At 66.6% G+C, this 22,575-nt stretch carries 21 protein-coding genes; 12 read left to right on the forward strand and 9 right to left on the reverse strand.

What is annotated here, in order from left to right; translation table 11 throughout:
* Positions 1 to 4 precede the first annotated feature (4 nt).
* Genes E7T10_RS06710 through E7T10_RS06720 form a run of 3 tightly spaced genes read left to right on the forward strand, consistent with a single transcriptional unit; the run spans position 5 to position 2,992 of the window.
* Positions 5 to 1,426 carry an NAD(P)(+) transhydrogenase (Re/Si-specific) subunit beta gene (locus E7T10_RS06710; RefSeq protein WP_137721210.1) on the forward strand — a complete coding sequence of 474 codons (1,422 nt, stop codon included), beginning with the start codon at positions 5 to 7 and terminating at the stop codon, positions 1,424 to 1,426.
* Positions 1,427 to 1,480: 54 nt separating this feature from the next.
* Positions 1,481 to 1,834: a DUF1801 domain-containing protein gene (locus E7T10_RS06715; protein ID WP_246846126.1), complete on the forward strand. Its 354-nt coding sequence runs from the start codon at positions 1,481 to 1,483 to the stop codon at positions 1,832 to 1,834.
* 51 nt (positions 1,835 to 1,885) lie between these two features.
* Positions 1,886 to 2,992: an acyltransferase gene (locus E7T10_RS06720; protein ID WP_137721212.1), complete on the forward strand. Its 1,107-nt coding sequence runs from the start codon at positions 1,886 to 1,888 to the stop codon at positions 2,990 to 2,992.
* Between the two features lie 2 nt (positions 2,993 to 2,994).
* Here the strand turns inward: E7T10_RS06720 and E7T10_RS06725 are convergent, their stop codons facing one another.
* Positions 2,995 to 3,219 (reverse strand): hypothetical protein, encoded by a 225-nt coding sequence (locus E7T10_RS06725; RefSeq protein ID WP_137721213.1) that lies wholly within the window; start codon positions 3,217 to 3,219, stop codon positions 2,995 to 2,997.
* Positions 3,220 to 3,310: 91 nt separating this feature from the next.
* Between E7T10_RS06725 and E7T10_RS06730 the strand changes: the two genes are divergently transcribed.
* The 3 genes from E7T10_RS06730 (at position 3,311) to E7T10_RS06740 (ending at position 6,408) form a co-directional block, all read left to right on the forward strand.
* Complete coding sequence (locus E7T10_RS06730; RefSeq protein WP_210416175.1) at positions 3,311 to 4,300, forward strand: YafY family protein; 990 nt, start codon at positions 3,311 to 3,313, stop codon at positions 4,298 to 4,300.
* 72 nt (positions 4,301 to 4,372) lie between these two features.
* Positions 4,373 to 5,806 carry a hypothetical protein gene (locus E7T10_RS06735; RefSeq protein ID WP_210416176.1) on the forward strand — a complete coding sequence of 478 codons (1,434 nt, stop codon included), beginning with the start codon at positions 4,373 to 4,375 and terminating at the stop codon, positions 5,804 to 5,806.
* A 68-nt stretch (positions 5,807 to 5,874) separates the two neighbouring features.
* Complete coding sequence (locus tag E7T10_RS06740) at positions 5,875 to 6,408, forward strand: hypothetical protein (RefSeq protein WP_137721214.1); 534 nt, start codon at positions 5,875 to 5,877, stop codon at positions 6,406 to 6,408.
* Here the strand turns inward: E7T10_RS06740 and ychF are convergent.
* From ychF to E7T10_RS06780, 8 genes are all read right to left on the reverse strand, one after another.
* On the reverse strand, positions 6,401 to 7,495 hold the full coding sequence (ychF, locus tag E7T10_RS06745) for a redox-regulated ATPase YchF (protein ID WP_045810299.1): 1,095 nt from the start codon (positions 7,493 to 7,495) through the stop codon (positions 6,401 to 6,403). The two genes, E7T10_RS06740 and ychF, sit on opposite strands and share 8 nt — an antisense overlap.
* A 70-nt stretch (positions 7,496 to 7,565) precedes the next feature.
* Positions 7,566 to 8,057 (reverse strand): copper chaperone PCu(A)C, encoded by a 492-nt coding sequence (locus E7T10_RS06750; RefSeq protein ID WP_137721215.1) that lies wholly within the window; start codon positions 8,055 to 8,057, stop codon positions 7,566 to 7,568.
* A 13-nt stretch (positions 8,058 to 8,070) separates the two neighbouring features.
* On the reverse strand, positions 8,071 to 9,390 hold the full coding sequence (locus E7T10_RS06755; RefSeq protein ID WP_246846128.1) for a PepSY domain-containing protein: 1,320 nt from the start codon (positions 9,388 to 9,390) through the stop codon (positions 8,071 to 8,073).
* Between the two features lie 16 nt (positions 9,391 to 9,406).
* Positions 9,407 to 11,506 carry a TonB-dependent receptor domain-containing protein gene (locus E7T10_RS06760; RefSeq protein WP_137721217.1) on the reverse strand — a complete coding sequence of 700 codons (2,100 nt, stop codon included), beginning with the start codon at positions 11,504 to 11,506 and terminating at the stop codon, positions 9,407 to 9,409.
* A 68-nt stretch (positions 11,507 to 11,574) separates the two neighbouring features.
* A complete protein-coding gene (locus tag E7T10_RS06765; protein WP_045810295.1) occupies positions 11,575 to 11,961 on the reverse strand; it encodes a hypothetical protein in 387 nt (128 codons plus the stop codon).
* 49 nt (positions 11,962 to 12,010) lie between these two features.
* Positions 12,011 to 12,619: an aminoacyl-tRNA hydrolase gene (gene pth / locus E7T10_RS06770; protein ID WP_137721218.1), complete on the reverse strand. Its 609-nt coding sequence runs from the start codon at positions 12,617 to 12,619 to the stop codon at positions 12,011 to 12,013.
* Positions 12,620 to 12,705: 86 nt separating this feature from the next.
* Positions 12,706 to 13,338, reverse strand: a complete 633-nt coding sequence (locus tag E7T10_RS06775; protein ID WP_055755012.1) for a 50S ribosomal protein L25/general stress protein Ctc — start codon at positions 13,336 to 13,338, stop codon at positions 12,706 to 12,708.
* A gap of 134 nt (positions 13,339 to 13,472) precedes the next feature.
* Positions 13,473 to 15,761, reverse strand: coding sequence for an ATP-binding protein (locus E7T10_RS06780; RefSeq protein ID WP_137721219.1), 2,289 nt, complete (start codon positions 15,759 to 15,761; stop codon positions 13,473 to 13,475).
* A gap of 144 nt (positions 15,762 to 15,905) precedes the next feature.
* Between E7T10_RS06780 and E7T10_RS06785 the strand changes: the two genes are divergently transcribed.
* The 6 genes from E7T10_RS06785 (at position 15,906) to phoB (ending at position 22,566) form a co-directional block, all read left to right on the forward strand.
* Entirely contained in the window at positions 15,906 to 17,303 is a 1,398-nt protein-coding gene (locus E7T10_RS06785; RefSeq protein ID WP_137721220.1) for an ATP-binding protein, read from the forward strand.
* 140 nt (positions 17,304 to 17,443) lie between these two features.
* A complete protein-coding gene (gene pstC, locus E7T10_RS06790; protein WP_137721221.1) occupies positions 17,444 to 18,874 on the forward strand; it encodes a phosphate ABC transporter permease subunit PstC in 1,431 nt (476 codons plus the stop codon).
* Positions 18,867 to 20,171, forward strand: a complete 1,305-nt coding sequence (gene pstA, locus E7T10_RS06795; RefSeq protein WP_137721222.1) for a phosphate ABC transporter permease PstA — start codon at positions 18,867 to 18,869, stop codon at positions 20,169 to 20,171. The genes pstC and pstA overlap by 8 nt, the downstream gene beginning before the upstream one ends.
* Before the next feature lie 4 nt (positions 20,172 to 20,175).
* Positions 20,176 to 21,123 carry a phosphate ABC transporter ATP-binding protein PstB gene (gene pstB, locus E7T10_RS06800; RefSeq protein WP_137721223.1) on the forward strand — a complete coding sequence of 316 codons (948 nt, stop codon included), beginning with the start codon at positions 20,176 to 20,178 and terminating at the stop codon, positions 21,121 to 21,123.
* A gap of 4 nt (positions 21,124 to 21,127) precedes the next feature.
* Positions 21,128 to 21,853 carry a phosphate signaling complex protein PhoU gene (gene phoU / locus E7T10_RS06805; RefSeq protein ID WP_039245339.1) on the forward strand — a complete coding sequence of 242 codons (726 nt, stop codon included), beginning with the start codon at positions 21,128 to 21,130 and terminating at the stop codon, positions 21,851 to 21,853.
* Positions 21,854 to 21,873: 20 nt separating this feature from the next.
* Positions 21,874 to 22,566: a phosphate regulon transcriptional regulator PhoB gene (gene phoB / locus E7T10_RS06810; protein WP_017505977.1), complete on the forward strand. Its 693-nt coding sequence runs from the start codon at positions 21,874 to 21,876 to the stop codon at positions 22,564 to 22,566.
* The last annotated feature ends 9 nt before the right edge of the window (positions 22,567 to 22,575 follow it).

Consider the following 22,575-nt stretch of genomic DNA (forward strand, 5'->3'; position numbering starts at 1 on the left):
CGTGATGAACGCATCGTTGGCCGCACTGGCCTATCTGGTTTCCGGCGTCCTGTTCATCCTGTCGCTGCGGGGGCTGTCCAGCCCGGAGACCAGCCGTCAGGGCAACACCTTCGGCATGGTCGGCATGGCGTTGGCCATTGGGGTGACCCTTCTGACGCTGGGCACGACGGGGGCGCTGGATACCGTGACCCTGGCCCTGATCGCGGGCGGCGTCATCGTCGGCGGCGGAGCGGGCGTCCTGATCGCCAAGCGTGTGGCCATGACGGACATGCCGCAGCTGGTCGCGGCCTTCCACAGTCTGGTCGGCATGGCCGCCTGTCTGGTCGCCATCGGCGCCATCTATGCGCCCGAGGCCTTTGGAATCCTGTCCGACGACGGAAACGGCATCAAGACGCTGTCGATCATCGAACTCAGCCTCGGCGTCGCCATCGGGGCCATCACCTTCACCGGCTCGGTCATCGCCTTCGCCAAGCTGAATGGCAACATGAGCGGGGCGCCGATCATCCTGCCGGCGCGTCACCTGATCAACGTCGGCTTGGCGCTGGGGCTGGTCTTCTTGATCGGCATCCTGATCGGCACGAATGGCGCCGCCACCTGGGCCTTCTGGGGCGTCTTCCTGATCGCGCTCGTTTTGGGCGCGACCCTGATCATCCCCATCGGCGGCGCCGACATGCCGGTCGTGGTGTCGATGCTGAACTCCTATTCCGGCTGGGCGGCGGCAGCGCTGGGCTTCACGCTAGAAAACATCGCCCTGATCATCACCGGCGCCCTGGTCGGGTCGTCGGGCGCGATCCTCAGCTACATCATGTGCAAGGGCATGAACCGCAGCTTCGTCAGCGTCATCCTCGGCGGCTTCGGTGGCGGCGATGCGTCGGCGGGTCCCGGCGGCGCCAAGGAAACACGCCCGGTCAAGCAAGGCTCGGCCGAGGACGCCGCCTTCATCATGAAGAATGCGTCCAAGGTCATCATCGTGCCCGGCTACGGCATGGCGGTGGCCCAGGCCCAGCACGCCCTGCGTGAAATGGCCGACAAGCTGAAGGAGGAAGGCGTCGAGGTGAAATACGCCATCCACCCCGTCGCCGGCCGGATGCCGGGCCATATGAACGTCCTGCTGGCCGAGGCCAATGTTCCCTATGACGAGGTGTTCGAGCTGGAGGACATCAACGCCGAGTTCGCCACCGCCGACGTCGCCTTCGTCATCGGCGCCAACGACGTGACCAATCCCGCCGCCAAGACCGACCCGACCAGCGCCATCTACGGCATGCCGATCCTGGACGTGGAAAAGGCCGGCACCGTCCTGTTCATCAAGCGCGGCATGGGTTCGGGCTACGCCGGGGTCGAGAACGAACTCTTCTTCCGCGACAACACCATGATGCTGTTCGCCGACGCCAAGAAGATGGTCGAGGGGGTCGTGAAGGGACTTTGAGCCATGGCCAGCACGCCCAAGACCGGCGCCACAGACGCCTCGGTCGACGACTTCTTGTCTGCGATCGACGATCCACGCCGCCGGTCTGATGCTCATGCCGTCGCCGCGCTGATGGCTCAGATCACCGGTGAACAAGCCGTGCTCTGGGGATCGTCTATCGTCGGGTTCGGCAATGACGGCGGCCCCAAGGGCGGCTGGCCGCTGATCAGTTTCTCGCCGCGAAAAGCCAACCTGGTGCTTTATGTCGCTGGGGATTTCCCCGAACGAGCCGAGCTTATCGCCCGCTTGGGCAAGGTGAAGACCGGCGTGGGCTGCCTTTATGTTCCGCGTCTGAAAGATGTCGATCAGGCGGTGCTGCGGGACCTTTGCGGTCGCGCTGTTCGCGCGGTCAAAGCCAGCTCGGACTGAAGTCTCTTCAGACCCCTATCGCGCAACCTTGACCGGCGCTATCACGCGTCCGTGAACACACTGTCCGGACCCCTTCCTGCCACCCATCGCCGTTTCGAGGCCTTGGATTCCCTGCGGGGTGTGTGCGCTATCCTTGTCGTGATGTTCCACATGCCGGTCGCAAGTCACTGGCGCGACTGGGGTTTCATTCAGCATTCCTATTTGTTCGTCGACTATTTCTTCGTCCTGTCGGGCTTCGTCATCGCCCATGCCTATGCGAACCGACTGAAGTCGGGACGCGACGCCGGGCGGTTCATGGTGCGGCGCTTAGGGCGGATCTGGCCGCTGCACCTGCTGATGCTGGCGGCCTTTATCGGGCTGGAGCTGGCGCGTCTGATCTTGCATTTCGACAGCGCGCCGCCGTTCACGCGGGATCGGTCGATCGAGGCGATCTTCACCAATCTGGCCCTGATCCAGGCCTGGCACGTGCATCCCTATCTGACCTGGAACGGGCCGTCGTGGACGCTCAGCGCCGAATGGGCCTGCTATCTGATCTTCGCGGGGTTGGTGCTGATCGCGCCCAAACGGTTCCGTTGGATCGGGCTGGTGCTGGCGATCATCGGCGGGGCGTTGGTGCTCAGCTACGCCCGGCGCTGGATGAACACGACCTATGACTTCGCCGTGCCGCGCGCAGTCTATGGGTTCTTCCTGGGCTGCCTGCTGCAAGGGCTCTGGACCCGCCTTCCGCGGCTCAAGGGCGGGGCCGCGACTCTGTTGGAGATTGCGGCCATCGTCGCGACCTGCGTCTTCATCGGCTATGCTGAGGGGCCGATCACCGTGGCCGTCACACTGATCTTCGTGGCGCTGATCTGGGTCTTCGCCGGCGAGGAGGGGGCGCTGTCGCGCGTGCTGGACCATCCGGCTCTGGTCACCCTGGGGCGATGGTCGTTCGCCATCTACATGGTTCACATGTTCATCCTGACCGTGATGATGATCGTGGCCAGGAAGCTAGAATTGGTCCCGGTGCGACGCATCGACTTCGGCTCGGTCTGGCTGAACGACCTGTTCGCCGTCGCCATGTTCGGCTTTATCGTCGCGGTCGCCGTGGTGGCGCACCGACTGGTCGAGCAGCCGGCCCAGCGCATGATCGATCGCTGGACCAAGCCGAAGGCGGCCTGAGTTCAGGCGGCCATCCGCCATTCGGGGGCCATGTCGCCGGCGCGGCCTTCGTCCCACAGCATGTCCTCGTCCGAATAGCGGCTGCTGGCGGCGGCCGAAATGACATCGACCACCTGTTCCTCCAGCCGGTCCCAGATCACGGCGAGGTCGGACGACCCACCGGCCTCGCATGGCACGATGATGTAGCGGCTGGCGTTGACGGTCTGGGTGGGTTGGAAACGCGCCATCTGATGATCTCCTGAAGCGGGGGCCTCTTGTCGATGGTGTCGTTATGAAGCAGTGTTGCGTCAGAAACGGACGTAGGGATCGGCAAAGGCATTGAGACACGACAAGGCGGCGATGGTGATCGATCTGGCGCGCCGCATGGCCGCTAGCGCCGAAGGGCTGAGCCTGGACGAGATCGCGCGCGATATGCGCGTCGGCCGCCGCACCGCCGAACGGATGCGTGATGCGGTGCTGATGCTGTTTCCCCAGGTGGACGAGGTCTCGGACCCGCCGTCCAAACGCTGGCGCATCCGGGGGGGGCTGTCGGCCTTCGAACAGGCGCCGACGGCGACCGAAATGCTGGAGCTGTCCAAGGTCGCGACCGCCCTGCGCGCCGCCGGCGAACCGGCGCGCGCCACGGCGTTGGAGGGGCTGGAGCGCAAGCTGAAGGCGGCGATGCGGTCGACCACTCTGAACCGGATGGCGCCGGATCTGGAGGCCCTGGTCCGGGCCGAGACCATTGCGGTCCAGGCCGGCCCGCGACCCTCGGCCGACGAGGCCATGCTGACCGCTATCCGCGCGGCTGTGCTGGCGCAGCAGCCCTTGGACTTCACCTATTCCCGTCCGGGCGCCGAGCCGCGTCGGCGCAGCGTGGCGCCGTGCGGCGTCATGTTCGGCCGGGCTAACTATCTGGTCGCCGCCGACCGCGAGACCGGCCGCATCCAGACCTTCCGCCTGGATCGGATGAGCCAAGTCGCCCCGCAGGAGGGGTTGGCCGTGCCGCCCGCCGATTTCGACCTCGGTGTCTTCGCCAGCCAGTCCTTCGGCATCTATCAGGACGAGATCGAGGACGTCGTGCTGCGCATCGCGCCCGAGGGCGCGGCCGAGGCCAGGGGCTGGCGCTGGCACCCGACCCAGTCGTTCGAGGATCAGCCGGACGGCGGCGTGATCGTGCGGTTCCGCGCCTCGGGCATGCGCGAGTTGGCCTGGCACCTGTTCACCTGGGGCGAGCAGGTGCAGATCCTGGCGCCGCAGCGACTGAAGGCCGTGATGGCCGGTGAACTGGCGGCGGCGGGCCGCGCCTTGGAACGGGCCTCAGCCTGACGAAACCGTAAGCTGACGCGGCGCGTTGACGACCGCTAGGCTTCGCGCCGAGCGCCCTTCAGGAGATCGCCCTTGCGCGTCCACGCCTTCGCCTCGTCCGCCGTTTTGGCCCTCGCCCTTATGAGCGGCGCCTGCGCCGCCGGGCCCATGTCGGCGCCGGCGACCTTTCAGGAGGAAGGCGGACCCCAGGTGACGGTGACCCGCGACGGCGATCACCTGAACATCGACTATCGCTTCGGGCGCGACATGCCGGTCTGGGCCTTTCAGGATTCGGCGCTGGAACAGGATTCACGCCAGCCCTGGCGACCGCGCCAATGGACGGTCGAGACGCCCGGCGTCGTCATGGAGCGACGCGGCCATTACGATATCATCCGCAGCACGGACGGCGGGCCTGTTCCCCGCGAGGTCCGCGTCCGCGTTCGACCGCAGGCGGTGGATCTTGAGGCCGAGTATCCGACCCTGTTGTTCTCCAATGGCGCGGTGGCCCTGCCGACCCGGCAACTGGACGTCTTCGCCCTGTCGTCGGCCCAGGCGGCCGAGCAGGTGCCGGACGACCTGAACCGGATCCGGCTGGATGGCGGTCCCTCGCGCGTGACGTGGCGGGACGAGAACGGACCCGTCCTCTTCAACGGCCGCCGCCGCGACGAACTGACCACGATGGACGAGCGCAGCTACGTCCTGCTGGGCGAGGCGACGGTCACGCCGGGCGACGGCCTGTCGACCGTCATGGACCCCAACCTGCCGCCGTGGATCGGCGAGGAAATCCGCGGCTTCGCGCCGCGTGTCGGTCACTATTACCGCGATCGCCTGGGTGCGCCGGGCGCCGGCGGTGATACGCCCATCGTCATGGTGGCCTGGAACGGGCCGACCGAAAGCATGACGAGCATGGGCGGCAGCGTCCTTCCCGGCCTAATCGTGATGTCGTTCGAGGGGCGTGGCGTGACCTCGCCTCAGCCGGAGATCATGGAGCGCTCGCGCTGGTTCATCGGCCATGAGGGGGCGCATTTCTGGCTGGGACAGACGGTGCGCTACGCCTTCGCCGACGAGGCCTGGATCACCGAGGGCGGGGCCGACCTGATGGCCGTGCGCGCCCTGAAGGCCCTCGATGCAAACTATGACGACCGGGCCGAGCTTCAGTCCGAGGTGGACGACTGCGTCAGCCTGGCGCGGAAGCCGGTCACCCAGGCCGGCGCCCGGGGCGAACACCGTGCCTATTACGCTTGCGGGGCCGTCTTCTCCCTGGCCGCAGAAGGCGCGCAACGCCAGCGGACCGGCGGCGACTGGTTCGACTTCCTCAGACCCCTGTTGCGCCAGCCGGATGGCGTGCTCAGCCGCGAGGAATGGCTGACGGCCCTGACCCGCACATCGCGCGACCCGTCGTTGCGCGGCGATGTCGAGCGGCTGCTGGATCAGGGCGCGTCCGATCCGTCCGCCGTCATCGCGCGCCTGTTCCAGCGCACAGGCGTGGCCTTCCGGATGATCGACGGCCGGGTGGTCTTGAGCTGAATCCGATCACAGCCGCTGACACTGAACGTCGGATTGAACCCGAACCTTGGCCGTGGCGTTGTGGCGGGATGAAAACAGCCTTGATCCCGATGGCGGGCGCGATCGCCCTTCTGGCCGCCTGCGGCGATCACGAGGTCAATCCGCCGAACGAACCGGCGGCGCCGCTGCGAACGCCCGAGGCCATGCAGCCGGTCGAACCGCCTGGACCGTCTTCTTTGGCTGGACGTGGGCCGCGCAGCTTCGTGGGGGTCTGGGCGGCGAACCCGCAATGGTGCGCCCGGCCCCAGGGCGAACGCAGCCCGATCACCCTGACGCCGCTGCGCTTCGACGCCTACGGCCGTAACTGCGACATCGCCAGCATCGATGAGACGGGTTCCGGCTATGTCGCGGTTCTGCGATGCGCGGGGCGGGCTCAGACCGAGCGGGTGCATATGAGCACGAGCGGCGACGTGATGAACCTGACCTATGTCGATGAGGACATGAAGACGGTGAAACTGGCGCGATGCCCCGGTTCGCCGCGCGCGCCCGATCCCGCCAATCCGCTGGAAAAAATGATGAAGAAGGACGGGGCCGAAACCGCGCCCGCCACGCCGCCTAGTTGAACAGGAAGTTCATCACGTCGCCGTCCTTGACGACATAGGACTTGCCTTCGGCGCGCAGCTTGCCGGCCTCGCGCGCCTTGGCTTCGCCGCGCAGGGCCACGAAGTCGTCGAAGGCGATGGTCTCGGCGCGGATGAAGCCTTTTTCGAAGTCGGTGTGGATCACGCCGGCCGCCTGGGGCGCGGTGTCGCCGACATTGATGGTCCAGGCGCGGGCCTCCTTGGGACCGACCGTGAAATAGGTCTGCAGGCCCAGCAGCTTGTAGGCCTCGCGGATCAGACGGTTCAGGCCAGGCTCTTCCAGACCCAGGGTCTCCAGGAACTCCTTCTGTTCCTCGTCGTCCAGCACGGCGATTTCGGATTCGATCTGGGCCGAGATGACGACCGAATTGGCGTTGTCGGCGGCGGCGCGGGCCGCGACCTTGTCGGACAGGTCGTTGCCCTTGTCGGCCGAGCCTTCCTCGACGTTGGCGACATAGAGGGCAGGCAGCGCCGTCAGCAGTTGCAGCATGTGCCAGGCCTTGATGTCCTCCTTGGACACCTCGGCGGTACGGGCGGGCTTGCCGGCGTTCAACTGGGCCAAGGCCAGATCGACCAGCTTCAGCGTCAGGACCGATTCCTTGTCGCCGCCCTTGGCGCGCTTCTCCAGCTGCGGCCGGCGGCGCTCCAGGCTTTCCATGTCGGCCAGCATCAGCTCGGTCTCGATGATCTCCAGGTCGGCGATCGGATCGATGCGGTCCTCGACGTGGGTGATGTCGTCATCCACGAAGCAGCGGGCGACGAAGGCCACGGCGTCGCAGTCGCGGATGTTGGCCAGGAACTGGTTGCCTAGGCCTTCGCCCTTGGACGCGCCGCGCACCAGACCGGCGACGTCGACGAAGGTGATGCGGGCCGGAATGATCTCTTTCGATCCGGCGATCTCGGCCAGGGCGTTCAGACGCGCCTCGGGCACCGCCACATCGCCGGTGTTCGGCTCGATGGTGCAGAACGGATAGTTGGCCGCCTGGGCCGCCGCCGTCTTGGTCAGGGCGTTGAACAGGGTGGACTTGCCGACGTTGGGCAGGCCGACGATCGCGACTTTAAGAGCCATGGTATTCCTCGTGAGGCGCGAGCCTTTACCCGGTTCGAACCGGTTTGTCAGGCTTGCGCTTCAACTGAGGTCAGTGGGCGCCGTGATCCATGCCGTCCATGGCCGGTTGGCGAACCTGCGCCTGAACCGTGATCGCCGGCGCCGAGGCGAACTGCAAGGTCAGCGGCACGGTCTCGCCCGCGACCAGAGGCGCGGTCAGGCCGATCAGCATCAGGTGGTTGCCGCCCGGCGCCAAGGCCATGGCCTGACCGGCGGGCAGGGGCAGGCCCGCCGTCAGCTCGGCCATCTTCATCATGCCGTTCTCGGTCTTCATCTCGTGGACCTGAAGCGATCCGGCGCGCGGCGTCGATCCGCCCATTAGCCGGTCGTCGGTCGCGGCGGTCAGGGTGACGTAGCAGCCGCCGGCCTTGGCCCCGTTCGGCGACGGGCGGCACCAGGCGTCGGTGGCGGTCACGGCGGCGGTCGCCGTCGGCGTCTCCGCGGCGGGCGCCTTGGCCGGCTCGGACGGATTGCAGGCCGCCAGCGACAGGGCGGCGGCGGCAAGGGCGAGTTTGGTCTTCATGGCGTCAGGTCTTTCACGATGCGGCGGAACGACGCCGGATCATCGGACGCAGAGCTCGGTCGAGCAATACGGCCGCGATCAGGCTCAGTCCCGTCAGGGGGTAGAGGATGGCGAGAGGCAGGACGATGCCGAGGACAGCGGCGCGCGCACGCGGTCCAGGCGGGGCGGGCGGCGCACCCAGGCGTCGGCGTGACAGATTGGGCGGGCGACGCTTCCACCACATGACCAGGCCGCTGATCGCCAGCAGCCATACGCCGATGCAGCCCATCAGCATGACGATACGGTTCGCTTGTCCGAACTGCGTGCCCTGGTGCGTATAGATGCCGAACTCGATGGCCTTTGCGCCGGCGCCGAACTGGTCATAGCCGATGTCGCCCAGCAGCCGCCCGGAGGCCGCATCGACATAGAGCGACCGGCTGTCCTGAACCCGTGTCGCCTGGGTCGTCAGCGTATAGGCGGTGTCATCGGCCTTGGGGATGTTCACCGTATAGGGGCGCGCCAGGCTGGCCTGGTCCGCGACCCGCAGAACCTGCGCCAGGCCGCCATGGCCGGCGTGGTCGTGTGTCATCACCATGCCCTCCATGGTCCAGCCGGCCCCGACCGGCGCATCGTGGTGCTGCGCCCTCTGCCAGGCGCCGGCGACGGGTGCGGGCGGCCGCCCGAGCCCCGTCTCCTTGACCGCCCCCATGACCTTGTCGCCCCAAACCGCCGACCACGGCATGCCGGTCACGGCCAGAAACAGCACGACCCCGCCGACATAGAAACCCGTCAGCGCATGCAGGTCGCGCCAGAACGGGCGGCGGCGACCGTCGGTCGTCTGTGGTGCAAAGGTCGCCACGCCCCGCCCGCGCGGCCACCACAGATAAAGCCCCGTGGCGAACAGGATGATCGTCCAGCCGGCGACGATCTCGACCAGGATATTGAACGGCCGCCCCAGCAGGGTCAGGCTGTGTGTCTTCTTGACCACCTCCATGAACCCGCCGGCCGGAATGACGCCGGTGCCCCGCCGGGTGTGCGGATCGACGAAGACCGTCTTCTGCACGCCGTCGGGCCGATCGACCCGCAGCCGGATCGCCTGATCGTCGCGCGCCGGCATGACCAGATTGGCGACCCGCCCGCCGCCTGCGGCCTGGGCGGCCGAAGCCACCCAGGTTTCCGGCGCCGCCTGAGTTTGAACGGCCGGCACGCGGATCATGTCGCGATAGAGAAAGCCGTCGATCTCGTCCTTGAACAGATAGAGCCCCCCCGTCAGGGCCAGCAGCATCAGCACCGGCATGACGAAGACGCCAGCATAGAAGTGCCAGCGCCAAACTGCCCGATAGGCGTCGGACATTGAGGCGTCGCCAGAATCAGAACGCATAACGCAACCCCACATAGGCCGAACGTCCCTCGCCGGGCACAAAGACGGCAGTTGCGACCTTAGTGGCGTCTGTCACGGCGTTGACGGTCGAAATATAGCGCTCGTCGGTCAGGTTGCGCGCATCCAAGAACAGGGAAACTCCACCTGGCAAATTCCAGCCGGCATTGAACGACAGAATGGCGTAGTCAGGCGCGGTCAGCGGCGTTCCATCTGTGGCGCTGCGCGTGTTGGCGTAATCGATCAGCACGTCCGTTGGCGACCATTCGACGCTGGGCGCCACGAACCAGCCCGCCGGATGGGCATATTTCAACTCGGCCCGGTAGAGATGCTCCGGCACGACCGGCAGACGATTGTCGCCGTAGACACGGTCGTTCTCGAAGAAGAAATCTGACCAGGCGTAGGTCTGGCGCAGCGTCAGGCGACCATCGGCGCTGTCGATAATCCGCCAGTCCAGCCCCGCTTCGATGCCCTGATGGACGGTATCGTCAGCATTGAAGGTCGCGGCGGGAATGTTGAGGGCCGGATTGACGCTGTAGTTCAGCAGTTCGCCCTCGATTTTGGCACGATAGGCCGAGACATCGTAGGTGAATGGACCGCGACGGCCGCGGGCGCCTACCTCGGCCGTCCAGGCGTCCTGGATATCGACAGGCACGAATTGGGGCACGGCGCCCTGTACCAAAGCGCCATAGCTGGGCGCCTCTACTGAACGCGTCAGGTTGGCGTAGATCTGGGCGCCGGTTTCGCCTTCCCACAATAGGCCGATACGAGGCGCGAACCAATCAAAGGTGGTGTCGGCATTGTTGGCGGGCGCCAGATTGTTCGTGTAGTCGCGCTCGGCGCGGCCGTAACTGCCGCCCGCGACCAGAGCTAGGCGGTCGGTGACGAACAGGCGACCTTCGGCGAACACGTCGATGCCGGTCGCATCCTGAACCGAATCGCCGATTTTTGCGCCTGGGCGCGCACCGCCCGCCGCTACGAAGGTGAAGGCGTCCGTCGTGCCGCCGCGATAGCTGACTCCCACATAGGCATCGGCCCGCATGCCGCCCAGACGACCGTTCCAGTCCAGTCGGCCATAGCCGCCCCACTGCTGGCTGTTCTGATCGATGACGATGGAAATGGGATGGTACAGATCCTTGTCCACCACATAAACAGCCCCTTCGAACGCCAGGCTGTCATCCACGCGCCAGCGACCAAGCAGCGTGCTTCTCAAGGACTTCACATCGCGCGCAAAGGCCAAGGTCGTATTGTTCGCCGGTACGGCGGTTGGGTTTCTAAGGGCCTGCTGACGGGTGACGGCTGAGGACACCGACTGGTCCAGATCATTGCCTTGAACGATCAGGCGCAGCTCGCGCCCCTCGCCGAACGACCGGCCCAGATTGAGCGTCAGCCGTTTCGAATCCGAGCTTTGATTATCCCGGAATCCGTCCGAACTGGCCACGGTGGCGGCGGCGTACAGGTCCCAATCGCCCCAATTGCGGGCCAGACCGAGATGGCCGCGCTGGGTATCGAACGATCCGCCCTCGACCCGGATCAGGTTCTGGCTGGCGGCCGTGCGCCCCGTCGGGGTCACGACATTGATCGCACCGCCTAGGGCGGCGCCGCCGAAGCGCAGGGCGTTGCCGCCCTTGAACACATCAATATGGCGAGCGATCAGGGGATCGATCTCCTGAAACTCGCCAAAGCCGTCGGGCGCATTGAAGGGCACGCCGTCTTGGGCCAGCAGAACGCCGCGCAGGTGCGCGCTGGTGCCGATACCGGAGCCGCGAATCGACAGCCGCACCTCCTCGCCCCAGCGACGTTGTGCGAAGACGCCGGGAACACTGCGAAGCGTATCGGCGAAGGTCAGAGCGTAGCGGTCCTGATAGGTTTCGGAGGCGACCACAGCGACGGCGCCGGGCGTGCGCGACAGCAGGGCGCGGGCTTCTGCGACAACGGCGGGATCCTCGGCGTTGCGGCGGCCGGTGACGATGACGCTGTCCAGCAAAGCCGGTTCGGGCGTCTGCTGGGCCCAGACGGTGCTCGACCAACCGGTGTTGGAGAGGGCGGCGAGCAGCAGCGCGCACGGCGCTGCGGTGGTCTTGAAGGACATGGATTGAACCTGAAATCAGAACGAGACGGCGCGCGGGCGCTGGGGCCGGCGCGGGCTTGGGGTCTGGTTCAGGCGTGGGGTGGCGCGGTGGACGGCGGGCGCGGCGGCGCGCGCGCGGGCGGCGGGGGGCTGACGCTGGCAGCGACATAGACGACGCGCTCGACGGTGCGGACCACCGGGGCCGGCTCGGGCGCAGGCGGGCAGGGCAGGGCGGCGGCCAACGGCATGACGCAGGCGGCGCATTTGGCCCCGACGTGCTTGTTGACCGGGCCGTCCATGCCGCCGGACTGGATCGTCTGGGGGCCTTCCGCCGAACAGATGACCAGCGGGTGGCCCGGCTGAACCGCCGCCAGGGCCGCGAACGGCAACAGGGTGCCGAGCACGAGCGCGAACACCGCCGCCAGGAAGGCGAGCGATTGCGAGATCGACCAATTGTCGGCCTGGGCGCGGGTCACGTCTGGCCTCTACGGCGTTTTGCGACGGCGCGATAGGCGGCGGTTTGTCCTAAAGCTCGCCGCGCGCCGCCTGGCGGGGGCTGAACTTGGGCGCGGGGGCCAAGCGCATGACCTCGCCCTGATAGCGTTCGTCGTCGCCCGCGATCGCGAAGGGCAGGGCGTCGGCGCAGGCCTGCAGCATGGCGTCCAGCCAGGGCTGTTCCGCCTTGTGGAAGTCGCCCAGCACGTGCGGCATGACCAGGTCCTTTTCGCCCGGATGGCCGATGCCCATGCGCGCGCGTCGGAAATCGGCGCCCAGGTGACTGATCAGGGAGCGGATGCCGTTCTGGCCGGCCGCGCCGCCGCCGGTCTTCATGCGGAACCGCCCGGGGGCCAGGTCGATCTCGTCGTGGAAGACGATGATTTCGCTCGGCCTGATCTTGTAGAAGCGCGCCGCCTCGCCGACCGCCCGACCGCTTTCGTTCATATAGGTCTGGGGCTTCATCAGCAGGACCTTGGTCCCGTCGACCAGACCCTCGCTGACGATCGACTGGAACTTGGCGCGCTCAGGCCCGAAGCGCCAGCGGCGCGCGATCTCGTCGGCGGCCATGAAGCCGATGTTGTGCCGGTTCTTTTCGTATTTCCCGCCCGGATTGCCGAGCCCCGCGATGATGATCATGGCGTCCTCTTGCCGCTTGCGTCAGGCAAAGAAAAGCCCCGCACGGCGAACCGGGCGGGGCCTGATCTTGTCGAAGCGACGAAGGATCAGTCTTCAGTCTTCTCGGCCGGAGCGGCCTCGGCTTCGGCGGCTTCGTCAGCGGCTTCCGACAGGGCGGCCGACGAAATCTTGACCGTGGCGATAACGAAGTCGCGGTCGGTGATGGTGGCTTCCGCGCCCTTGGGCAGCTTGATGTCCGAGATGCGGATGGTGTCGCCGATTTCGGCCTTGGCCAGATCGACGACCAGCTCTTCCGGGATCTGGTCGGCGCGGACCAGGATCTCGACCGCGTGACGGACGATCTCCAGCGAGCCGCCCTGACGCGAGTAGGGCGCTTCATCGGCGTTCAGGAAGTGCACCGGCACTTCGATCTTGACCGGAGCCTTCTCGTCGACGCGCATCAGGTCGAAGTGCAGGGGGCGGTCCGAAACGGGGTCGAACTGCACGTCCTTGGCGATGACCGGCTGGGTCTCGTCGCCATACTTCAGGGTCACCAGGTGGCCCAGCAGCTTGCCGGTGTAGAGCGACTTGCGGAAGTCCTTCTCGTTCACCGAAATGGCGACGGGGGCTTGCTCGCCGCCGTAAAGGACGCCCGGCACGAAACCGGCGCGACGCGCAGCGCGAGCGCCGCCGGTGCCGACGCCATCGCGGACGTCCACGTTCAGAATGATCTCGGCCATGTGGCTCGCCTCAACAACAACGGAAACGCCGCGCCAACCCGGGGCTCTCGCGGCGGGGGTGATGAACCCTCGAATTCAAGAGCGCGGGCTATTACACGCATCAGGTCCAAGGCGCAACCGTCAAAGGTCGCGCTTCACGCCGCCCGCGCGCGATCCTTCAGCAGCGAGGTCGGCGCTGCGACGATACCCAGCAGCTCTGCGGCGTTGAACGGCTTGGCCAGGTGATGGTCCGCCCCGGCCGCGCGTCCGGCGGCGACGTGCTCTGGCATGGCGTTGGCGGTCAGCATGACGATCGGCGTGCGATCCAAACCCATCGTCGCCTCGTGCAGGCGAATCTCCTGCGTCGCGGTCAGCCCGTCCATGACGGGCATCTGCATGTCCATCAGCACCAGATCGAAGGTATCGGCCCGGAAACTCTCCAGCGCCTGTGCGCCGTTCTCGGCGATCACGATCTGCGTCGGCGTCTGCGCCAGAATCAGTTCGATGACGCGGCGGTTGGTCGGATGGTCGTCGGCGACCAGCACGCGGATCGTCCGCGCCTGCGCCGCGACGGCGGGTTGGGCCGGCGCCGGCTCCGTGCGCGACGGGGCCTGGATCTGTCTAAGCGGCAAAGTCAGTATAAAGGCCGCGCCGCCGCCGGGTTCGCTCTCGCAGCCCAGGTCGCCGCCCATCATCTCGGCCAGCTGACGACAGATGGACAGGCCCAGTCCCGAACCGCCGAACTTTCGTGTGATGCCGCCGTCGGCCTGTTCGAAGCGACTGAACAGGCGCGCCCGCGTCGCAGCGTCGAAGCCGATGCCGCTGTCCTCGACGGTGAAACGCAGCACGGGCGAGCCCTCGCGGTCCGCGCCACGCTGCACGATCAGGCCGACGAATCCCTTGCTGGTGAACTTGACGGCGTTCGAAATCAGATTGGTCAGCACCTGCTTCAGGCGCACCGCATCGCCCAGAATCCAGACGTCGTCCTCCAGATCGATATCGACGTGGAAGTCGAGATGCTTCTCACGCGCGTTCTCGGCGTAAAGCTGAGCCGCCTCGCGCACGACCGTCGCCAGTTCGAAGGCGTCTTCCGTCAGCTCCAGCTTGCCCGATTCGACACGCGCCAGATCCAGGATGTCGCTGAGCAGGGTCTGCAGCGTCTTTCCCGACGCCTGCATCAAATCCAGCATCTCACGCTGTTCAGCCGTCAGATCGGTCTTGGCCAGGGCTTGGGACAGCCCGATCACGCCGTTCAACGGCGTGCGGATTTCATGGCTCATATTGGCCAGAAACTGGCTCTTGGCCACGTTGGCGGCCTCGGCCGCATCGCGCGCTTCGGACAAGGCTTCGGCATCGCGCTTCAGATCGGTGATGTCGTTGCAGACCGTGACCGTCCCGCCCTCGGACGTGCGGCGGTCCTGAATACGCAGCCAACGCCCGCCGGCGACCTGCTGCTCGCTGTTTGATGACAGCTGACGACGCGCCTGCATGCGCTCGTTCAGCCATTCTTCTTCGCGGCCCGCCGCCTCCTGATAGCGGCCCTCGTCGATGCCGATGCGAAGAGCTTCGCGGAAGGTCAGGCCGACGACCAGATGCGGCTCAAGTTCGGGGTTCACCTCGGCATAGCGCGCATTCCAAAGCACCAGCCGGTCCTTGGAATCATAGAAGCCCAGGCCATCGGGCATGGCGTCCACCGCCTCGCGGATACGGCGCAGCGCGGTGGCGCGCGAAATATAGGCCATCATGCCCAGGACGGCGGCGGCCGTGCAGATCATCAGCAGAATGGCGGCCAGTAGCAGTCGCATCGCCTCGCTGGACAGCCCCTGGTCGGCGGCGACGGTCGGGTCCGGCGTCACCGTGATGGCGGACATGCCGATGAAATGAAGAACAAGAACTGTCGCGGAAAGTCCCGTCGTCGTCGCCAGCAGGCGCAGCAGGCCGCCTCGACGATAGAAGAAGGCCGTGGTTCCGCCGATCGCCAGGGCTGCGATGATGGACAGGGCGACAAGGCTGGGGTCCCAACTGATGTGCGCCGGCGCCTTGATGGCGGCCATGCCCAGATAATGCATGGCGCCGACGCCGGCGACCGCGATCACCGCGGCAAGCACGCGCCACATTCGGCCCTTGCCCATCAACGTCGAGCCGATCGTCAGGCCGATCATGGCCAGCGCGATTCCAAGAGAGGCGATCGTCAGAAACGGATTGTACCGCACCGGCACACCGGCCACGAACCCCTGCATGGCCACGAAATGGGTCGCCCAGATGGACAGGGCGCCGATCATGACGGCCAGCAGGACCGAGCGACGGCGTCGCCCGGGATCGCGCCGGCCCATCCGCTGCATGACGTGAGTGGAGACGCCCAGACCGGCCATGCAGATCAGCGCAGCGAACAGCGTGATCCGCCAGTCGTGATCGTGCGCAATGCAATGGATGATGCGGTCCACGAGGCCTCCCCTTGAGCGTACGATAGACGACAATTCTAAAGAAACCGTGCGGCGAAGCTTATGGGCGCCGCAGGCTGTCGGCACGCCGTCACAGAATCCGTGCAAGGATCGGAATCGTTCTTCAGTTCGAGGTCGCCCGGACCCATGCCTTACGAAGTCTCGCCATCGCCCGTCGCGCCGGTCTCCACCTCGCGGCTTTGGACGGTCGGCGCCAGCATCGGCATCGCCATCGTGACCCTGCTGGTGCTGGCGATCCTGCATCCCGAACTGGCCAACTGGCTGGTCGGCGGGGCGGTGATCGTGGCGGCCTCGGCCTGGCTTTTGAACATGAGCGAGGCGAGCAGGGCCGAGCCGGCGACCAGCCAAGGCGCCGCGACCGAGCCCGCCATCGACGTGGTGACGGGCGATCTTCTCGACCGGGTGTTCGAGGCGCTGGACGATCCGGTGCTGGTGGTCAGCGGCGGCGAACCGGACGACATCGCCGGGCGGCGCATTGTCATGGCGAACGCGGCGGCGCGCGAGCTTCTGCGCATCCAGCGTCAGGGCGCCTTGCTAGTCCAGGTGATCCGCGAACCGGGTGTGCTGGAGGCGGTGGACGAGGCCCTGTTCGGCGGGACGGCCCGCACCACGGATTATGCGACGGGCGGTCAGCGTGACCGACGCTGGCGTGCCTGGACCCGTCCGCTCTCACTCGAAGCGTCAGGCAAGGCCGGGTCCGAGCTGGCCCTGCTGATCCTGCGCGACGAAACGGACTCGCGCCGTATCGAGATGATGCGCGTGGACTTCCTGGCCAACGCCAGCCACGAACTGCGTACGCCCCTGGCCTCGCTCAGCGGCTTCATCGAGACCCTGAAAGGCCATGCCCGTGAGGACGTGGTTGCGCGCGACCGGTTCTTGGACATCATGTCGGCGCAGGCGGACCGGATGGGGCGGCTGGTCGCGGATCTGCTGTCGCTCAGCCGGATCGAGCTGAACGAGCATATTCCGCCCTCTGGCCGCGTCGATCTGGACCGCGCCGCCTCTGACGTGGTCGACGCCATCAGCGTACTGACGCGCGAAAAAGAGATCGCCATCGCCCTCGATCAAGGGGAGGCGAGGGCGTCGATCAGCGGCGATCGCGACGAGATATTGCAGGTGGTGCAGAACCTGCTCGACAACGCCGTCAAATATTCGTCACGCAACGGGACGGTCGAAATCTCGGTCCGTTCGGACCTGTCGTTCGATGAGGCCTGGGCCTCGCGCATGCCCGGCGCCACACGACTGCCGCTGGTCACGCCGGACCGCACGGCGGGCGTTTCCTATGCCGCTGTCACGGTGCGCGACCATGGGCCCGGCATGGCGCGCGAACATCTGCCCCGCCTGACCGAGCGCTTCTATCGGGTCGAGGGTCAAAAGAGCGGCGAGCGGCAGGGGACGGGGCTGGGACTGGCCATCGTCAAACACATCATCAACCGTCACCAAGGCGGTCTGGTGGTCGAAAGCGCACCGGGCATGGGCGCGGCCTTCACCGCCTGGTTTCCCCAGCCGGTCGAGCGACGCTGAGAGCGCGGCGGCCGATCGCTGTCACCCAACTGTCATCGACCCGTCGTAATCCGCTGACCATTCGCAGGCAGTAGTCGCGCCGCGTTGGTCCCGATGTTCAGGACCGTCGTCGATTCGCGCACGGCGCTTCGGACTTCTGAATGATCTGGATTTATCTGCTGATCCTCGTCGCCTTGAGTGCGGCCGCCTTCCTGGGCGGGCGTGCATTGGCGCGTCGTCGTGCGATCGGCGCAAAGCCCCATTCCCGCCCCGGTCAGCACGGCGCCTATGCGCTGATCTGGGTCGCCGCGCCGGCTCTGCTGGTGCTGATCCTGGCCTCGGTGTTCGCCGCCCCGCTTCAGCGTCAGCTGACGGCCGCCGGCACGCCTGATGCAGTCGCGGCGCTGGAGCCCTTCCGTCGCGACGCCTTCTTCGCCGACGCCCACCGCGTGGGTCGTGGCGAGCCCGCCATGCAGATCTGGGAGCGTCCGCTGGCCGAAGAGTTGCCGGTTGAGGCGCGTCGCATGGTTCGCATCGAACGCACCCTGTCGTGGGGCGGCGGCGTCGCCGCCATCCTGGCCGCCATCCTGGGCGGCCTGTTCGCCCTGACGCAGATCAAGCCTCAGACGCGCGCCCGCAACCGGGTCGAGGGCTGGATCTACGGCGCCCTGTTCGTCTGCTCGGCCATCGCCGTCCTGACGACCCTGGGCATCATCGCCTCCCTGGCCTTCGACAGCTTCCGCTTCTTCCAGAGGGTGCCGGTTCTCGACTTCCTGTTCGGCACCCAATGGAGCCCGCAGATAGCGATCCGCGCCGATCAGATCGGGTCCTCGGGCGCCTTCGGGGCCGTGCCGCTGTTCGCCGGCACCCTGTTGATCATGGTCATCGCCATGTGCGTCGCCGCGCCGATCGGCCTGCTGTCGGCCATCTATCTGTCGGAATACGCCAGCCGCACGACCCGCGCCGTGATCAAGCCGTTGCTGGAGGTTCTCGCCGGCGTGCCGACCGTCGTTTACGGCTTCTTCGCCGCCCTGACCGTCGGGCCCTTGCTGCGGGTCCTGTTCAACGAGATCGGTCTTTTCCTGATCGGCGGACCGCTGGACGGGCTGGGCCAATACCTGGCCCTGGTTCAGAACCAGATGGCCCTGACGGCCGGCGCAGTGATGGGCATCATGCTGATCCCGTTCGTGTCGTCCCTGTCTGACGACATTCTGAACGCCGTGCCCCAGTCGCTGCGTGACGGCTCGTTCGCCATGGGCGCGACCAAGTCCGAGACGGTGAAGCGGGTTCTTCTGCCCGCCGCGCTGCCGGGCATCGCCGGCGCCCTGCTGCTGGCCGTGTCGCGCGCCATCGGCGAGACCATGATCGTGACCATGGCTGCGGGCCTGGCCGCCAACCTGACCTTCAATCCGCTGGACACCGTCACCACCGTCACGGTCCAGATCGTGACCCTGCTGACCGGCGACCAGGAGTTCAACAGCGCCAAGACCCTGTCCGCCTTCGGCCTGGGCCTGACCCTGTTCCTGGTGACCCTGATGCTGAACATCATCGCCCACCGGATCGTGCAGACCTATCGGGAACAATATGACTGACGCGACCCCCGATCAGATCGCCGGCGCGGCCGCCAACGGACGTCTGGACCGCCTGCGTGCGGGTCTGAAGCGTCGTCACGCCAGGGAAACGCGCTTCAAATGGTATGGCCGCCTGGCCATCGCCGCCGCCATGCTGTTCCTGGCCGTGCTGCTGGTCCGCATCGTCGAGCAGGGCCACACCGCCTTCTACACCCACACCGTCACCGTGCCGGTCTTCATGGACCCGGCGCGCGTCGATCGCGCCTATCCGCAGGGCTCCAACTTCGAACAACTGGCCGCCGAGCAGCAACTGGCACGGATGGGCATTCAGGACGACGCGGCCGGAACGAAGGCCGCGCAGATGAAGCGGCTGTTCTCGTCTGAGCTGAAGTTCGTCGCCGCCGATCTGGTCGCCAAGCGCAGCGAAGTCATCGGCGAGACCGTGCCCCTGGCCGTGCCGCTGTCCGACGACGCCGATCTGTATCTGAAGGGCGAAATCTCAAAGGACACGCCCGAGGATCAGCGCCGCCTGACCGATCAGCAGATCGCCTGGCTGGACCGGATGAAGTCCAATGGCGTGATCGGCGCCCACTTCAATACGGCCCTGTTCACCAACGGCGATTCCACGCAGCCCGAGCTGGCGGGCGTCCTGGGCGCCGTGGTCGGGTCGGCCCTGATGCTGATGGTCACGGCTCTGATCGCCATTCCGCTGGGCGTCGGTGCGGCCATCTGGCTGGAAGAGTTCGCGCCCAAGAACAAGCTGACCGACATCATCGAGGTCAACATCAACAACCTCGCGGCCGTGCCGTCGATCGTCTACGGCCTCTTGGGTCTGGCCCTGTTCATCAACTGGATGCACCTGCCGCGGGCCAGTCCGATCGTCGGCGGTCTGGTCCTGGCGCTGATGGCCCTGCCGACCCTGGTCATCGCCACCCGTTCGGCGCTGAAGGCCGTGCCCCCGTCGATCCGCGAGGCCGCCCTGGCCATGGGCGCATCCAAGACCCAGACGGTGTTCAGCCATGTCTTGCCGCTGGCCATGCCCGGCGTCATGACCGGCGCCATCATCTCCATGGCCCACGCCCTGGGCGAGACCGCGCCGCTGCTGCTGATCGGCATGGTCAGCTTCGTGCCGGGCGTGCCGCACGCCATCGACCAGCCGGTCGGGGCGCTGCCCTCGCTGATCTACATCTGGGAGAACGCCTCGGAGCGGGCCTTCCACGAACGCACCGCTGCGGCGATCATCGTCCTTCTGGTCTTCATGATCATCATGAACGCGGCGGCCATTATCCTGAGGCGGCGCTTCGAGCGTCGGTGGTAAGAGAATGAAATTCCGTATTTTTCGCTCCGCCGAGGACCAGACCGGCGCCGGCTCGGTCGATCCGACCGAAGCGCCGCGCATGGGCGGTCAGGTCCTGCCCGAAATCGCTCCGTCCAAGGGCGCAGCCGCCGAACCGCGCATCGAGGACGCCACGCCCCGGTCGGGTCCCGCCGTGGTCGACAGCCCGCCCGTCGGTCCGATCAAGATCGCCGCGCGCGACGTCTCGGTCTTCTATGAGGGCAAACAGGCGCTCTACGACGTCTCGCTGGATATTCCGGACAAGACCGTCACGGCCCTGATCGGTCCGTCGGGCTGCGGCAAGTCCACCTTCCTGCGGACCATGAACCGCATGAACGACACTATCGCCGGGGCCAAGGTCACGGGCCGCATCGCCATGGACGGCGAGGACATCAACGACCGCTCCATCGACCCGGTGCTTCTGCGCGCCCGCGTCGGCATGGTGTTCCAGCGTCCGAACCCATTCCCGAAATCGATCTACGAAAACGTCGCCTATGGGCCCAAGATTCACGGCCTGGTGTCGTCCAAGGCCGAGATGGACGAGGTCGTCGAAAAGGCGCTGAAGCGCGCCGGTCTGTGGGACGAGGTCGCCGACCGCCTACAGTCGTCGGCCATGGGTCTCTCGGGTGGCCAGCAGCAGCGTCTGGTCATCGCCCGCGCCATCGCCGTGAACCCCGAGGTCATCCTGATGGACGAACCCTGCTCGGCGCTGGACCCCATCGCCACGGCGCGGATCGAGGAGCTGATCGACGAACTGCGCGAGCGGTTCTGCATCGTCATCGTCACCCACTCGATGGCCCAGGCCGCGCGCGTGTCTCAACGCACCGCCTTCTTCCACATGGGTCGTCTGGTCGAGACCGGAGACACGGAAGACATCTTCCAGAACCCGCGCGAACGGCGCACGCTCGACTACATCACGGGACGCTTCGGCTAATCCGATGAACCAGCACACCGTCAAAGCCTATGGCGACGAACTGAACCAGATCACGGCCGAGATCGCCCGCATGGGCGGCCTGGCCGAGGCCCAGGTTGCGGACGCCATCGATTCCGTCGCCCGCCGCGACATCGCCCTGGCCCGCGCCGTGGTCGAACGCGATCTGAAACTGGACGCCCTGCACCGCGATATCGAGAAGAAGGCGATCCGCCTGATCGCCCTGCGCCAGCCGGTCGCCAGCGACCTGCGTCGCACCCTGGGCGCCATGAAGATCGCCACCGATCTGGAGCGCACCGGCGACCTGGCCAAGAACATCGCCAAGCGCGCGCTGATCCTGGCCGAAGCCCAGCCGATGCAGCCCCTGACCCGTTCGATCGAGCGGATGGGCCGTCTGGTGTCGACCCGCCTGCGCGATGTGCTGGACGCCTATACGGCCTCGGAACTCGATCGCGCCGTCGCCGTCTGGCAGACCGACGACGAGGTCGACGAGCACTACAACGCCCTGTTCCGCGAACTGCTGACCTACATGATGGGCGATCCGCGCACTATCGGGGCCTGCACCCATCTGCTCTTCATGGCCAAGAACCTGGAGCGGATCGGCGATCACGCGACCAACATCGCCGAGACCGTCCATTACGAGATCACGGGCGAGGACATCGTGGGCGAACGCCCGCGCGCCCAGCCCACGGCTGAGGATTCCGATCCGACGCCGAACCTTTCGACGCGCTGACCCGAGACCGGAGACCCGACGTGCAGCCCTATATCCTTGTGATGGAAGACGAGGACGCGCTGGCGACCCTTCTTCAGTACAATCTCGAAAAGGAAGGCTACGACGTCGCCGTCGCCGCCGACGGCGAGGAGGGCATGCTCCAGATCGATGAGCGTCTGCCCGATCTGGTGCTGCTGGACTGGATGCTGCCCAAGCTGTCGGGCATCGAGGTCTGCCGTCGCATTCGCGGCAAGGCCGAGACCCGCAACCTGCCGATCATCATGCTGACGGCGCGCGGGGAGGAGAGCGACCGGGTTCGCGGTCTGGACACCGGCGCCGACGACTATCTGACCAAGCCCTTTTCGATGGTCGAACTGATCGCGCGCATCCGCGCCGTCCTGCGCCGCATTCGTCCGGGCCTGGCCGACGACCGCTTGAACCACGGCGACATCGTCGTGGATCGCGTCTCGCACCGGGTGAAGCGCAACGGCAAGGAGGTCCATCTTGGCCCCACCGAGTTCCGCCTGCTGGACCACTTCATGCAGCACCCCGGACGGGTGTTCAGCCGCGAGCAGCTGCTGGACGCGGTCTGGGGCTCGGACGTCTATGTCGAGGCCCGCACGGTCGACGTCCACGTCGGGCGCCTGCGCAAGGCCCTGGCCATAGCCGACGAAAGCGCCAATCCCATCCGTACGGTCCGCTCGGCGGGCTATTCGCTGGATCTGGAAGGCTGAGATCAAAAA

It is taken from the genome of Brevundimonas sp. SGAir0440 (assembly GCF_005484585.1).
Taxonomy (GTDB): Bacteria; Pseudomonadota; Alphaproteobacteria; order Caulobacterales; family Caulobacteraceae; genus Brevundimonas.

Excerpts from the sequence above, each read along its gene's own strand:
- E7T10_RS06710 (WP_137721210.1), top strand. The coding sequence starts at position 5 with ATGAACGCATCGTTGGCCGCACTGGCCTATCTGGTTTCCGGCGTCCTG.
- E7T10_RS06725 (WP_137721213.1), bottom strand. The coding sequence starts at position 3,219 with ATGGCGCGTTTCCAACCCACCCAGACCGTCAACGCCAGCCGCTACATC.
- E7T10_RS06740 (WP_137721214.1), top strand. The coding sequence starts at position 5,875 with ATGAAAACAGCCTTGATCCCGATGGCGGGCGCGATCGCCCTTCTGGCC.
- ychF (WP_045810299.1), bottom strand. The coding sequence starts at position 7,495 with ATGGCTCTTAAAGTCGCGATCGTCGGCCTGCCCAACGTCGGCAAGTCC.
- E7T10_RS06750 (WP_137721215.1), bottom strand. The coding sequence starts at position 8,057 with ATGAAGACCAAACTCGCCCTTGCCGCCGCCGCCCTGTCGCTGGCGGCC.
- E7T10_RS06755 (WP_246846128.1), bottom strand. The coding sequence starts at position 9,390 with ATGTCCGACGCCTATCGGGCAGTTTGGCGCTGGCACTTCTATGCTGGC.
- E7T10_RS06760 (WP_137721217.1), bottom strand. The coding sequence starts at position 11,506 with ATGTCCTTCAAGACCACCGCAGCGCCGTGCGCGCTGCTGCTCGCCGCC.
- pth (WP_137721218.1), bottom strand. The coding sequence starts at position 12,619 with ATGATCATCATCGCGGGGCTCGGCAATCCGGGCGGGAAATACGAAAAG.
- E7T10_RS06775 (WP_055755012.1), bottom strand. The coding sequence starts at position 13,338 with ATGGCCGAGATCATTCTGAACGTGGACGTCCGCGATGGCGTCGGCACC.
- E7T10_RS06785 (WP_137721220.1), top strand. The coding sequence starts at position 15,906 with ATGCCTTACGAAGTCTCGCCATCGCCCGTCGCGCCGGTCTCCACCTCG.
- pstC (WP_137721221.1), top strand. The coding sequence starts at position 17,444 with ATGATCTGGATTTATCTGCTGATCCTCGTCGCCTTGAGTGCGGCCGCC.
- pstA (WP_137721222.1), top strand. The coding sequence starts at position 18,867 with ATGACTGACGCGACCCCCGATCAGATCGCCGGCGCGGCCGCCAACGGA.
- pstB (WP_137721223.1), top strand. The coding sequence starts at position 20,176 with ATGAAATTCCGTATTTTTCGCTCCGCCGAGGACCAGACCGGCGCCGGC.
- phoU (WP_039245339.1), top strand. The coding sequence starts at position 21,128 with ATGAACCAGCACACCGTCAAAGCCTATGGCGACGAACTGAACCAGATC.